General features: G+C 46.7%; 11 protein-coding genes. 6 read left to right on the forward strand and 5 right to left on the reverse strand.

Annotated features, from left to right (window positions below; translation table 11 throughout):
- Positions 1-127: 127 nt before the first annotated feature.
- The 3 genes from KO537_RS20945 to KO537_RS20955 all read right to left on the reverse strand — a co-directional run bounded on the left by KO537_RS20945 (position 128) and on the right by KO537_RS20955 (position 4,231).
- Positions 128-2,239, reverse strand: a complete 2,112-nt coding sequence (locus KO537_RS20945) for a protein-disulfide reductase DsbD domain-containing protein (protein ID WP_219235642.1) — start codon at positions 2,237-2,239, stop codon at positions 128-130.
- Positions 2,240-2,638: 399 nt separating this feature from the next.
- Positions 2,639-3,067, reverse strand: a complete 429-nt coding sequence (locus tag KO537_RS20950) for a hypothetical protein (RefSeq protein ID WP_173248345.1) — start codon at positions 3,065-3,067, stop codon at positions 2,639-2,641.
- A 414-nt stretch (positions 3,068-3,481) separates the two neighbouring features.
- Complete coding sequence (locus KO537_RS20955) at positions 3,482-4,231, reverse strand: 3-oxoacyl-ACP reductase family protein (RefSeq protein ID WP_219235644.1); 750 nt, start codon at positions 4,229-4,231, stop codon at positions 3,482-3,484.
- Between the two features lie 185 nt (positions 4,232-4,416).
- Here KO537_RS20955 and KO537_RS20960 point away from each other — a divergent pair, with 185 nt between their 5' ends.
- Entirely contained in the window at positions 4,417-5,337 is a 921-nt protein-coding gene (locus tag KO537_RS20960; RefSeq protein ID WP_219235646.1) for a LysR family transcriptional regulator, read from the forward strand.
- A 39-nt stretch (positions 5,338-5,376) separates the two neighbouring features.
- Here the strand turns inward: KO537_RS20960 and KO537_RS20965 are convergent, their stop codons facing one another.
- Both KO537_RS20965 and KO537_RS20970 read right to left on the reverse strand, forming a co-directional pair.
- Positions 5,377-6,030 carry a CatB-related O-acetyltransferase gene (locus tag KO537_RS20965; protein ID WP_219235649.1) on the reverse strand — a complete coding sequence of 218 codons (654 nt, stop codon included), beginning with the start codon at positions 6,028-6,030 and terminating at the stop codon, positions 5,377-5,379.
- Between the two features lie 324 nt (positions 6,031-6,354).
- Positions 6,355-7,098 (reverse strand): transporter substrate-binding domain-containing protein, encoded by a 744-nt coding sequence (locus KO537_RS20970; RefSeq protein ID WP_219235651.1) that lies wholly within the window; start codon positions 7,096-7,098, stop codon positions 6,355-6,357.
- Between the two features lie 359 nt (positions 7,099-7,457).
- On the opposite strand from KO537_RS20970, the gene KO537_RS20975 reads away from it, so the two are divergent.
- The 5 genes from KO537_RS20975 to KO537_RS20995 all read left to right on the forward strand — a co-directional run bounded on the left by KO537_RS20975 (position 7,458) and on the right by KO537_RS20995 (position 13,498).
- Positions 7,458-7,964: a sigma-70 family RNA polymerase sigma factor gene (locus KO537_RS20975; protein ID WP_012090589.1), complete on the forward strand. Its 507-nt coding sequence runs from the start codon at positions 7,458-7,460 to the stop codon at positions 7,962-7,964.
- Between the two features lie 2 nt (positions 7,965-7,966).
- On the forward strand, positions 7,967-8,956 hold the full coding sequence (locus tag KO537_RS20980) for a FecR domain-containing protein (RefSeq protein ID WP_219235653.1): 990 nt from the start codon (positions 7,967-7,969) through the stop codon (positions 8,954-8,956).
- Positions 8,957-9,057: 101 nt separating this feature from the next.
- Complete coding sequence (locus KO537_RS20985; protein WP_219235655.1) at positions 9,058-11,457, forward strand: TonB-dependent receptor; 2,400 nt, start codon at positions 9,058-9,060, stop codon at positions 11,455-11,457.
- Between the two features lie 2 nt (positions 11,458-11,459).
- The gene (locus KO537_RS20990; protein ID WP_251071178.1) at positions 11,460-11,822 is read left to right on the forward strand and encodes a hypothetical protein; all 363 of its coding nucleotides are present in this window, start codon (positions 11,460-11,462) and stop codon (positions 11,820-11,822) included.
- Entirely contained in the window at positions 11,819-13,498 is a 1,680-nt protein-coding gene (locus tag KO537_RS20995; RefSeq protein WP_219235657.1) for a PepSY-associated TM helix domain-containing protein, read from the forward strand. Before KO537_RS20990 ends, KO537_RS20995 begins: the two co-directional genes overlap by 4 nt.
- Positions 13,499-13,518: the final 20 nt, after the last annotated feature.

Raw genomic sequence — 13,518 nt, forward strand, 5'->3', positions numbered from 1 at the left:
CCATTGCCTTAGGTTAGGGTTATCCCTGACCTGAGTATTTGTTGAGTGCCACTCGACTCGCTATTGAATGAGACTCGCCAGTGATATTGCCGAATGACATGTCCGAGTGAATGGCTGTTCGTTCGCGTTATTCCCCTGCCGCTACGGATGACTTTTCAGGGGACGCTGAGGCCTGCTCAAACGCAGCGAGCACAAGGTCAGTCGATAGAATTTCAGGTAATTCAATCCCCTGCGGTGCACCCGGGCCGTAAACCACGTTGAATGGCACCCCGAAACGATTATGGCTTTGCAGGTAGTGAGTTATGGGCTCAGAAGGCGTGGTCCAATCGCCCTTCATCGGCACAATATGCTGCTGTTGCAACAGGCTATAAACAGGGTCTTGCAGGATCACGCCAACTTTATTGGCCTTACAGGTGATACACCAATCGGCAGTCACATCGACAAATACTGTCTTGCCTTGGGCCACCTGCTGATTAATCAATGCTTGATCCAATGGCGTCCAAGCAAGATCCGCAGGTAAAGGTTTAGCCCACTGGTTCGCCGTCATAAATGCGATAATCGCCGACAGTAAAATGCCGATACCTAAGCAGCTCACGATGGCAATCGCGCCATATTTTTTAGCCATAAACACCATAAATATCAGTGCAATGACACCCGCTAACGGCCACAGGTAGAGCACATCAATAAAGCTGGACAACAGGCTAATCAGCCACAAACTGGTGAGGAGCAACATGCCAGAGAAAAACACTTTGACTGTGTTCATCCAGCGACCGGGTTTAGGGAAATAACCCGCCACTTGCGGAAATGCCGCCACAATTAACCAAGGGAACGCCATACCCACGGCCAACGCAGTGAAGATGGCAAACAAGCTCAGTACATCGGCGCCCAAAGCGAAGGCGACCGCGGTACCCAAAAATGGTGCACTGCACGGCGTCGCCAGTAGCGTCGCAAACATACCCTGTAAAAAGTGTCCGCTGTTATTATTGCCGCCCGTCGTCGCCAACTTGGTTTGCACGTTAGAGGGTAAGTTAATCTCAAATACACCTAACATATTGAAGGCAAACACTGTGGTCACCAGCGCCATAAAGCCGATAAACCAAGGGTTTTGAAACTGCACGCCCCAACCAATCGCCTGCCCCGTGAGCTTAAGCATTAAGATAAAGCCAGCCAGTAACCAGAATGAGGCCAATATCCCCAGCGCTGATGCGATGAACTGTTGGCGGATTTGATTACGCTTAAGATCAGGTGCTGCAACCACTGAACTGAGCTTCATGCCAAGCACTGGTAACACGCAGGGCATGACGTTTAAGATCAAACCACCGATAAGCGCTAACAAAATCATGCCAAATATCGAGGTGCTTTCTTGGGTAATTACCACAGGCTTAACCTCGGCGCTGTATTCCAACGCCCGCTCGCTATCGGCGACAGTCATGTTCAGCGATTTACCTAAAACTTCAGGCTCGCCCAGCCAACTTTTACCGCTGAAAATACCGACCCATTGCTTGCCGTTAGCATCGCTTTCACTCGATTTTAAGCTCACTAGCTTGAATGTGGTATCTGGCTCACCATCGATAATCACAGTGGGTTGCTGCCAGTTGGCATCATTGAGTCTGACTTCAAGTTGACCTTTGGCGGTATCCCAACCCATTGTCATCGCAGGATTTTGGCCCTCTTGGGTCAACACTTTTTGCGGCACAAGCGACACGGCCTTGTTGTAAGCCAACATAGCATCGGTATCCGCTTGCAGCGCATTAGCCGTGAAGTCGAGACTAATCTGATAATCCGTCAGTACACAGATGGTGGTACAGGTCGACAAGGTCACTTTGCCACGCAGCTGAGTTGGCGCAGCGATATCATCGACTTTTAGGGTTAATGGAAAGGTGGTATTGCCTTTATAACCAAAGGTTTGTAATCCCAATAATGAGAATTCCTCTGGCGCAGGCCATCTCCAATCCACTTGCTGTAGATTGCGTGAGCCATCCCATTTTATCGTCGGCGCGATACCGCCTTCCCCAGGACTGCGCCAATAGGTTTTCCAATCGCCCTCGAGTTGTACTTCAAGCACAGCGGGCAAAGTGTTCGTTGCGGGATCAACTTCGCCCGTCAGCATAAAACGTACTTTGGCTGGCGGGTGATTATCGTTAACTAACCATCCTGTCGATGCCGCCATTAGCGACGGACTCGTCACTATCAAGGCGAGTATCCAGAATCTGGTTAACATGGATTTTAATGTACTCATTTTGTCCCCCAAATATGCACTAACTGTTTGTTATTAAATTGCATATTAATCTCTTCGATATATCGTCAGCATTTGCCATTGCAATACTTAAGCGCTGTTAGACCAAGCTAAGTTAAACAAGACTCTGTGATGCTGCGTGCATGCTTACCTTGCTTCTAGGCCATATAAATATTGGCTAACGCTATGTTCTGGTTACCAATATCGTTATGGCTTAAGAAACATCAGCGTGATAGAAGGCTTAAGTTCAAGCAGTCAGATAGGGAGGTGTGATGTGTAAAATTGGATGTTCTGCAGCCGCTTAACTTTCTTTTCTACCGGCAAACTGGCGAGAAAAGTCAAATATTGACTGAGAGAAAGCATGCCTAAACAAACCCACCTATCAAATTGATAAATAAGTTTTTATTCTTGAAAGCGACAATGTGTGAGATGTATTCGCCTAGGTTTAGCTTGATAACCTTGTATGGGTAACAGTGTTATCACGCGGGAGGCGCGGGGAAGTAACGGCAGTAGGAACAGCAGGATAAGAAATGGGATGGTACTCGGAGTGTCGATACAGGTTCGGATCGATTTCTCAGACAATTCACATTTTTTAGGTTCACTTTTGACCAGCTCAGTACCCGCCGCTTGAGCATCGGCATGGCTAGCCATATTGTTTGAAGCTGAACTGCTGTTTAAAGCAGAACTTGAGTTTAAAGCTGAGTTGGCGCTAAAACCAGCACCAGAAAAAGACGTAGCCGACATCGCTTGCGCGCTCGACTCCTTGAGCAACAAGTTAAGTATTCCACTATTTTGAGTCAAACAGAACAAGGTCAGAATGGTAAACACCATCACGCCCCATAGGTTGCCTGTTTGCTTAGTCGATAACTTAGAAATTTGGATTTCCCTTCGTCTTATTCTTTGATAATAAAGATAAAAAATGAGTGTCTTTCAACAGATAGCTGAAGATAAGACCGGCGGATTGTAACAATAGTTCATCAACAAGCAAATTATTTTGCCTTGCCTGAGTCAAGCCATAGTCCACCATTTCAATAAAACCGCGCTTTGCTGACGGATAATTTGAGTAACAACGACCTAAGTTCTTACCATCATACTCAACAAGTTTTTATGCTCTAACATATTGATTCTACATAACTAGCCACAACTTAAGCAAAGCCCGCCAGAGTGACTCTTGTGCAGGCTTATTAATGACTGGAATCAAACTTTTTGCCTACTTTTTGCCTAAAAGATAAATACAGACAAAGCTTATGCAGAAAACCCACCATCAATCATCAAACTCGCACCAGTGATATAGCCCGCTTCTGGACCCGCAATAAAGGCGACAAAGCTTGCGATCTCTTCGGCTTTACCAAAACGCCCTAGGGCGCCCATCGCTTTAACGGGCTCAGATGAATCGCCGTTATCAGGGTTCATATCGGTATCCACAGGGCCTGGCTGAATGTTGTTCACCGTAATGGCTCGTGGGCCTAAATCCCGCGCGAGTCCTTTGGCTAAACCGACTAATGCCGATTTACTCATGCCGTAAATCGCACCACCTACAAACGGAATACGCTCAGCGTTCGTGCTACCGATATTGATGATGCGGCCGCCATCATTCATGTGCAGCGCAGCTTCTTGACTGGCCACAAACACACTGCGCACATTAGTGTTAATTGTTCGCTCCCAGTCCTCTAACGTCAGGTTCTCGATGCTATCCCAAATCAGCGTGCCCGCATTATTGACTACTATATCTAATCGACCGAAATGCGCTTTGGTCTCGCGGATGGCACGACGGATCGCCTCCGGCTCTGTGCTGTCGGCCTTAATGGCAATGGCTTGACCACCATGGGTGATAACGTCGTCAACTAGCAATTGTGATTGGGCCTCAGATGACACATAGGTAAAGGCAACCGCTGCGCCGTCACTCGCTAAACGTTTAACGATGGCAGCACCGATACCACGGCTGCCACCTTGTACAAAAGCCACTTTACCTTGCAGATTATTTGACGATTTCATAGTTAGCTCACTCAATAGGGGGTTAAGGTTGATTGTATAGAAAAACCTTTTTAATCAATTACAAAATGACGTTCGCTTGTACGTTAACGCTCATTTTCATACTGTGGTAGTAGCTTACGCGATTCACTTTCCATGATTAAGTCACTAAAATGACCATCACTGAGTCCTTCAAGGAATTAATTGCCGTGATAAATAATCAATTTGTTGAGATACGCCATTTCGTCACTGTTGCCCAGCTCGGCAGTTTTACCTTAGCGGCGCAGGCGTTAGGCATGACAGGTTCGGCGCTCAGTAAAAGCATAGTGCGATTAGAAACCCGCTTAGGCACTAAGCTGCTGCACCGCACCACAAGGCGTGTGAGCTTAACCAATGATGGCGATTCGTATCTCACAGATTGCCAAAATGCCATGGCAATCCTAGACAATGCACAGAGCCGACTCGGCAGCGAACAGCAAATTCCCTCAGGTCGAGTGCGAGTGGATTTACCCGTGACGTTTGGGCGGCGATATATACTGCCAACCCTATTAGCACTGTCGCAAAAATATCCCAAGCTTGAGTTATCCATTACCTTTAACGATAGAGCGACCGATTTGTTTAGTGACGGCATTGATTTGGCGGTGCGTGTCGGACAACTCGGCGACACTGTGGATTTAGTCGCCCGTAGATTAGGAGAACAACGCCGAGTGATCTGCGCATCTCCCGCCTATTTCGCTCGACTTGGCACGCCACAAGGCAAAGAAGATCTCAGCCAGCACCAATGCATTGTCGGCTGGCCGCTTGGGCAGCAACATCGCTGGTTACTTAAAAATGAGGATGGGGTCACTGAGGCCTATGACATTCCAGTACGCCACGAAATCGCTGATTGCGAAGCCATTTTAGCGGCCACACTGGCGGGAGTGGGTTTAGCGCAAGTGCCGATATGGTTAGTTGAGGACTATCTTAAAACTGGTGAACTTATCTCGATACTAGACGAACTCGCCAGTGACGACACACCTATCCACCTGATTTGGCTTAAAACCCCTTACCTCCAACCCAAGCTACGGGTGATCATCGAAGCACTGGCCGAATTAGCCAAAACGCCAAAAAGCAGATTTAAGGCAGAATAAGTGAAAGGCCTCGACTGAGCGCGACCTTTCACTTTGGGACTAACGGTTACTTGCTTTGATGTACGATTGGTCATAGCGAGTGATCGCTTTGCTGAGCGCGTCAAAATCCGCCGAACACAAATACCGCTTTAAGCTTTCAAACTTTTCGGCAGGCCAATCGTAGATTTTTAACGCCAGTAACTCACGAATAACTTCTTTATCGAACCGATACTTGACTAATTTTGCAGGTGACCCCGCCACAATACTGTAGGGTTCGATATTTTGGGTGACAACACTATTTGCGGCAACAACCGCACCTTCACCTATCGTCACCCCTGGCATCAACATACATCTCATGCCTAACCAAGCCCCATCACCAATATGAGTATCACCTTTGCCTACGTAGGCCTCCTCGATGAAATCCATAAAAGGGTATAAACAAAACCAATCTGCTCTATGCGTATGATTTCCGCCCATTAAGATCACAACTTCGGCAGCGATACACACATAGTTACCGATATAAAGTTTATCGATAGGCCACTTAGGCTCCCACTCACGGCTCACTTCATCACCATGAAGATATCTCACTGCTGATCCCTCAAAGCCAGCATCCCAGCAATCACTGTAATAGCTATGTTGGCCTTTCACTATGATATTGGGATTGGTGACCACCTCGTGCAATAACTGAACTTTTGACCAATGCTTTTTCTGCATTGCAAATCCTCTTTATAAACAAAATAGTTAATACGAAACATAATGTTATGAGAAGTTTCACATTGGAATAGTCAGTGAATTCGCGGTTGTTTTAGCAGAGGAATGAGTTTCATATAAAAAATCACAAGTGGGTATAAAAAAAGAAAATAGCCCATAAAGCTGAAATATCGACATGAGCTAAACCTGCCGACATGTTAACCACCATAGCCCGCCGCTGCAAAGCTATGATGGTTAGTTAAGTCACACGTTTAGACAATGACTTGAGGGTGAAAAACATTTTAATCGTAAAAATATCTAACTTTTTTGCCGCGCAATAAAATCTAATCAATCATATTTACCTTTATATAAATCTTGAACCATTGTTTGATATAGCCCTGATTTCTGTATTTTTTCAAAGCCAGAATCATACTTTTCGACAAGAGCTTCGACATTAGGGTAATTTTTAGAAAACATGAGGAAGGAGAAATTTTCATCATACGCTAAAGGGTGTATTTGAATTTTAGCTTGTTCTTCAGCAGATAAATCACGCATCAGTTTCCGACCCACGGCTTCATTTACAATGAACGCGTCAAAGCGTTTGGCAATTAGCATCTTGATTCCTTGTGGGTATTCGTTTAATTCTTGAACTTTAACTCCTATCTCAGTCAGTGCTTTGACATAGTAATCGGCTCGGTTGCACCCGATAGTAAATTGTTTAAGATCACTCATAATCTTCCAGTCAAACTGACTATCAACTCGTTCAATAAATACGCTGCGAGAAACGATTATCGGTTTCTTACTGAACAGATATTGGGCTTTACGATCTTCTTGAATGGACCAACCGGGTGATGCGAGAAAATATCCATTACCCGTTTCTACTTCAATACGAGCCCAAGGTTTGAACTCGAATTTTGCGGTAATTCCTTCCTGCTCAAAAGCGATTGTGACCACATCGTTTAAAAAACCCAATCCTTTCAATTTAGCGCCAGCATACGGAGACCATTCTCCGCTACCGATAAGAACATCTTGGTTTGCAGCCGAAACAAAGGAACTCATAGTTAAAATCAGGAACAGCAGAAACTTACTCATCAATTTCTCCTAAATATTCCAACTTTCTTTTTATTCACTTAGAAACTAAGTCAAACCACCAGCAAGCTAACCCTAACAAGATGTTTTTATATCAATTAATGAATAACCATACTTTTCAAAAAGATAATCGGTAGTCCTATAGAGATAAGGCTCAAGTTTAGTTGAGCCAGTCAAAAACACAAAAAGATAGGCGAATCCTTTTGTTCATTAGTCGCATAAAACAGGATTACAGCTTATTTTTCGCCATGATTTTCACTATGTATAAGCAGATACTCTCATGGGCGTAATGACACAAAACTTGACCCATCAAATGATAATCAATATCATTACAACATTATTAATATTCTTGCCTATACCGTATGACGTCGGTCAATATTTCTTCTCCTATCAATAACCTATATAGAGATAACCAGTTTTGGCTACGCGGCTGGCTATACTCACGCGTGGGGTGTTCAGAAACAGCAGCCGACCTAGCCCAAGATACATTTCTACGTTTGTTAAAAACCGGAAATCTGCCGCCTTCAGGCGAATCTCGGCGTTTTTTAACCCGCATTGCCAAAGGATTGATGATTGATGCTTATCGTCGGCAGAAGATTGAAGAAGCCTACCTAGAAAGTTTGAGCTTGATGCCAGAAACCTTCATACCTGGGCCAGAAATCCATCATGTCATCATTGAAACACTCGCTGAAATTGCCGTTATGCTCGATAACTTGCCGGATAATGTGCGCTTGACGCTGTTGCTGCGCCAGATAGAGGGTTTAAGCTATGCCGATATTGCTAAGCAGCTATCCGTCTCTGTTTCATCGGTAGAAAAATACGTTGCGCGAGGCTTAGCGGCCTGCTGCCTCGCGCTGGAATCCTATTAGTCATGCCAGCCAATCAATCTGAGGCCGAGAATATCGGGCAGGAAAACAACTGCGATGCCATTGAAGCGGCGGCCGGCTGGATGGCCCGCCTGTTGGCAGATGACGCTACCGAGCAGGATAGTATTAACTGCCAACAATGGCGTGACCAAAGTTCACTTCACGAACAAGCATGGCAACGCATGTGCCAGATCACAGGCAAGTTTGCCTCCTTACCTAAGGGTACTGGCATCCAAGTGCTTGAAAAGGTTAGCCAGTCCGTCGTATCACGTCGGCGTTTCCTCAATGTTTTAGCGCTTGCAGGGATTGGCGTCACCGCGACTTGGCTTGGCGCGTCACAGACTCGACTTGGCCGTAGTCTGCAGGCTCAATACCGTACCGGCGCAAACGAAACTCGCACCTTTACTCTTGAAGATGGCACCCGCTTAACACTAAACATAGATACTGCAGTGGATGTGGATTTCTCCGCAGAGAAGCGGAAAATACAACTCCATCAAGGAGAGATCTTGATCAAAACGGGTCATGAATCTCCCCGTCGCCAATTCTTGGTCACCACTCACTTCGGCCAACTAATCGCACTGGGTACTGAGTTCTGCGTCCGCCAATACGAACACTATGACCGTGTAGCCGTAATCGACGGCGCAGTAGAAGCTTATACTGCCAGTGGTGGTAAGCCACAACGAGTGGATGCAGGCCAACAAACTCGATTTGATAAGACAATGATAGCGCCCCCGACACCGCTGAAAAGCTCAGCCATCAGTTGGCGCCATGGCAAGCTAGTGGCAGAAGGGATGCGGGTAGCGGATTTTGTCGAGGAGATCGGCCGCTATCGACCCGGCTTCACGCTATACGATAGTGCCGTGGCCAATTTGACCATCAGCGGGGTATTTTCTCTACAAGATACCGACCTTGCCCTACAAAGCCTTGCAAGCAGCCTGTCAGTAGAGCTGCAATATCGCACCACTTACTGGGTCAAAGTGATCCCTACCCGCTAACACCTTAACGCTGAAAATTATTTTCAAAAATTTTTACGGGTTTTGTGATCTCGTTCGGAATAGTAGATAGAACTTATTAACTTTCCCCCTTGGGACTCTCTATGCATTCCGTTGAATTTGGCCGTCCGCGACCAAAAAAATCCCGCGCTAACTACTTGTCCCTTATGGGCCTGAGTTTCACCGTCATCTTAAGCATTACAGCACCACAGCCATCACAGGCTCAAACTGTCGATGTTGATGCCAGACAAATCAACAAGCTACAACATTATCAAATTAAGGCGGGCACGCTCGATGCCGTACTCAACAGCTTTGCTCTAGCCGCGAATATTGATCTGTCGATATCTTCAGCACTCACTCGGGGTAAAACCAGCTTAGGGCTAGAGGGACAATACTCGATTGAAGCAGGCTTGCAAAAGATACTGGCAGAGACGGGTTTACAGGTCACATCGCGCCTTGAGGGGCAATATATTCTCGGCAAGGCGACCGCCGCAATAGTGTTGGCACCCATAACGGTTATCAGCGCTGCGGGTTATGAACAGGATATCAAAAATGCGCCAGCGAGCATCAGTGTGCTTTCAGGCAATGATCTAGAGCAACGCCAATTTAATTCGCTGCAAGATATTGCACGGGAAATTCCCGGTGTCAATGTGATTGGCTCTGGCGCACAGAGCGGAATATCCATACGCGGCATGGAGAAGGGTTATACGTTAGTGCTCGTTGACGGTAAGCGGGTACGCTCGGATACGGGGAATCCACGAGGATTGAACAACGAAGATCTCGATAGCAATTTTATCCCTCCCGTTGCGTCAATTGATCGGGTCGAGGTTGTTCGTGGGCCCATGAGCTCACTTTATGGTAGCGATGCAATGGGCGGCATCATCAATATCATTACCAAGAAAACACCTGAAAAATGGAGCGCCAGCGCGGGCTATGGTCTGCGCGTTCCGGACAGCAGCTCAATGGGAAACCAAAACCAACAGGATCTCTATATTACAGGGCCACTGGTTAAGGATCTGCTTGGGATTTCGCTATGGGGAAATCAAGCCGTCCAAGACGAAGACAAATATTACGGTGGATATCAGGAGTCGACTAAGAAAACGCTTGGCAGTAAGTTACGGATCACGCCTCATCGTGACCACGAAGTCATCCTTGACTACTCAAAGGCGAGTCAGCGCTACATTGGCAATCCTGGCGGCGTGCTACTGCCTAATGCCAGAGGTAGCATTGACCGCGAATGGACCCGAGATGCATGGAGCATTACCTACAATGCCTTGTTCGATCTTGGCGAACTAGAACTGAAATACTATGAAGAAGATTATGAAAGACTGACTTATCCTGCTGCAGCTGATTTCACTACAGGATCAACAAACAAAGTCAGCGATGCACGCTTCATTACAGGTGTGGATAGCCATACTCTGACTTTCGGTGGTCAATGGACTAACGACAAACTAACTAACGGTGATTTAGGCAATGGCTCTCCCCGAAGCTTTGGCACCCGCTCTGTCAGCGATTTCAGTATTTTTGCAGAAGACGAATGGGAGCTGCTCGCAGATAAACTTTATCTCACCCTTGGTGCGCGACTAACGGACAACGAATTTTTTGGTCATCATGTCTCACCTAGAGCATATCTTGTTTTCAATCATAACGATCACTGGACTTTCAAAGGGGGCATAGCCACTGGCTACAAGAGCCCGAAGATTGACCAGATTGATAACACTACAGGCTCTCAACGTGGCGGCGGTACGAGTCAATTTGTGATTGTGGGTAATCCCGACTTAGAGCCTGAACAAAGCACGAATTATGAAATCGGCGCGCTTTACACTCAAGATGACACACTAAATATCGGCGCAACGCTATTTTTCAATGACTTTTCCAACAAAATCCTCAACACCAACACCTTCTATTTCGACGATGGTAACGGCGGATATATTCCAGCATATTGCATTTCAGGTGACGTTGGCACCAAAGACTGCCCAGCTTGGGCCACTTGGCTAAATGCCAAGGGAGCACAGATCCGCGGTGTCGAGCTTGAGGGGCGCTGGGATATTGCAACGACCTTAGGGCTCAAAGCAAGTTACACCTATACCGATTCACAAATAGATGCTGACAACGTGATCATCAATACCCCCGCGGGTCCACGCCCTTTCGGTGACACCTTGGCATTACTTGATGGAAACTCACTCGTTGGTATCCCAAATCATAACGGATCAATCACGCTCGACTACCACCCAATTGAATCACTCTCGGCATTCATGCGAGGTAATTATGAGGGCGAGATCACCCGAATCAGCTTCGATCGCAATACGGTCGATAAAAGTGATAAAGATTTGATCACGCTGGACGTAGGTCTGAACTACTCGCTGAACCGCTATATTAGTTTTATCGCCGGGGTAGACAACATCACTGACGCTAAGCGATTTAAAGTCAATAACGATACTGGGGCTTATCGCTATTCAGAGCGCGGACGTAGCTATTTCGTTAACGTTAAGACGCAATTCTGAATATGGACTTACATATAATGCTCGAAAAAAACTCACGATTGTCCCACCAATCGAAACGCGGCAATCAAAGCGCCGCTAACAGATGGCTGTTTACCACTGGGATGGTGGCACACTCAATCGCCATCTGTTTATTGTGCTATTTATCCAGTGCCCAACTTGTTAATACAACAGGGGCTCTGCTTTACCACATGGGTATGCCATGGACGGATGCCGTGGTCGTCACCAGTATGCTGGGGTTTATCTACTTAGTGCTCATTCTATTGTGGGCGTTTTCTCGTAACGGCGTCCTGCGAACTTGGCTAAACGTAAGCAGCCTGACGGGCCTTTCCATCTTCATGGCTTGGATAGTTGGAGCATTAGCATGAAAGATGAATTCCGTACTCGGATGAGTCTCCTGCACACTTGGGCAGGATTGATATTAAGCGGCTTGCTGTTCGCCATTTTTTGGACCGGCACGCTGTCAGTATTCGATAAAGAAATCGATCGCTGGATGATGCCACACACTCGAATCCACATGGATACTGCAAGGCCATTATCGGTAGACCGCGAGATCATACCTTTACTGGCAGAGCGAGCTGAGGGGGCAAAAGCTTGGACTATAGTGCTACCCGCTGAGCGCAGACCTTTTTTGACATTGGCTTATGATTCTGCAAAGTCACACATAGCACAGCGAAATAGTTTCCACCCGATCACACTCGAACCGCTTCCGGCTCCAAACACCCGAGGAGCGAGTAACTTTATTTACCCCTTCCATCACAATTTAACCTTACGCCAAAACAACATTGGCGCCCTACTGGTTGGCATTGCGAGCATGGGTATGCTTTGCCTGTTAATTTCCGGCATAGTCATACACCGTAGAATATTTGCCGATTTCTTTACCCTTAGGCTGCTTCGGGGCTTTGGCAGAGCCAATCTCGATATTCATAACCTCACAGGCGTTGTGCTGCTGCCTTTCACTATCGTCATCACCTTGTCAGGGCTAATGATTGCGCACTTGATCTATTTCCCCAAGGCGCCCGATGCCGTTTTCGCACAGCTTAACCCAGCATCCGTGACGCAGGAACGACCCAAATCTAAAGTAAGAGAAGCTTCACGCAAACGTGAGCAAGATGTTAGCAGTGAAAATGAAGACGAAATTACCGATGCCAGAGAAGGCTCACGTAATAGTCCTGCACGGAGTCGTTTTATCGCCGAATCACAGGGGCGTGTTAGACCACAAGCAATAGGCCAACCCGCCAATATTGCCGCAATTGATCCTATGATTGCGGCGACCGAAAGCGAGCTAGGTCAAGGGGCTGTCTATATGATTCGGGTTAGCAATCCTGGAGATGCAGGTGGTGTCGTCGCACTCAGGCTAAATAGCGATAACAACGTATCTCAGAATATTGATAATAGGAGATTTTCTACCGCCACTGGAGAGGAACTCGCACATTTCAACTCATCCTCGACGACCAATGTATTTAACTTTATTGCTGGTATGCATTACATCAAATTTACACACTGGCCACTGCGCTGGCTTTATTTTATCGCAGGGCTGGGTGCTTGCGCGTTAATCGCCACTGGCCTACTGCATTGGACTCAGGCACGTAACCAAAGGCAAGGCAGCACTAGCTTTAATGTGTCCTTTATGAATGCACATAACATCGCTGCTATCAGTGGAATTATTTCTGCGACCGGGGCTTTTTTAGTGGTCAATCGCTTGCTCAATAATAGGGAACAATTTGCAGGTATTTCCAGCCGCGATTTAGAGGTATATGCCTTCTTTGGTGTCTGGCTGGCGTGCCTACTTCATGCATTAATCAGAGTGTTTATAAACAAACAGCATGGTTACCGAAAGGCTTGGGCAGAACAATGCTGGACGATTGCTCTGATTGCTATCGCAGCTGTGGGACTGAACTGGATAACCACAGGCGACCATCTGCTTAAGACCCTATTCACCCATACCTATTGGCCCGTTGCGACCCTAGACTTAGTGCTTATTACTAGTGCTGTGATGGCCATTTACGCAGCGCGGAAACTATCAGTCATCCGTCAGAGTTAGATGTTAAAAGGAGAGGATTA

Origin of the sequence: Shewanella sp. NKUCC01_JLK (assembly GCF_019345615.1) — a bacterium.
Taxonomy (GTDB): Bacteria; Pseudomonadota; Gammaproteobacteria; order Enterobacterales; family Shewanellaceae; genus Shewanella; species Shewanella oncorhynchi.

Coding starts and splice junctions, on each gene's coding strand:
- KO537_RS20945 (WP_219235642.1), bottom strand. CDS start 2,239: ATGAGTACATTAAAATCCATGTTAACCAGATTCTGGATACTCGCCTTG.
- KO537_RS20950 (WP_173248345.1), bottom strand. CDS start 3,067: ATGGTGTTTACCATTCTGACCTTGTTCTGTTTGACTCAAAATAGTGGA.
- KO537_RS20955 (WP_219235644.1), bottom strand. CDS start 4,231: ATGAAATCGTCAAATAATCTGCAAGGTAAAGTGGCTTTTGTACAAGGT.
- KO537_RS20965 (WP_219235649.1), bottom strand. CDS start 6,030: ATGCAGAAAAAGCATTGGTCAAAAGTTCAGTTATTGCACGAGGTGGTC.
- KO537_RS20970 (WP_219235651.1), bottom strand. CDS start 7,098: ATGAGTAAGTTTCTGCTGTTCCTGATTTTAACTATGAGTTCCTTTGTT.
- KO537_RS20975 (WP_012090589.1), top strand. CDS start 7,458: ATGACGTCGGTCAATATTTCTTCTCCTATCAATAACCTATATAGAGAT.
- KO537_RS20980 (WP_219235653.1), top strand. CDS start 7,967: ATGCCAGCCAATCAATCTGAGGCCGAGAATATCGGGCAGGAAAACAAC.
- KO537_RS20985 (WP_219235655.1), top strand. CDS start 9,058: ATGCATTCCGTTGAATTTGGCCGTCCGCGACCAAAAAAATCCCGCGCT.
- KO537_RS20990 (WP_251071178.1), top strand. CDS start 11,460: ATGGACTTACATATAATGCTCGAAAAAAACTCACGATTGTCCCACCAA.
- KO537_RS20995 (WP_219235657.1), top strand. CDS start 11,819: ATGAAAGATGAATTCCGTACTCGGATGAGTCTCCTGCACACTTGGGCA.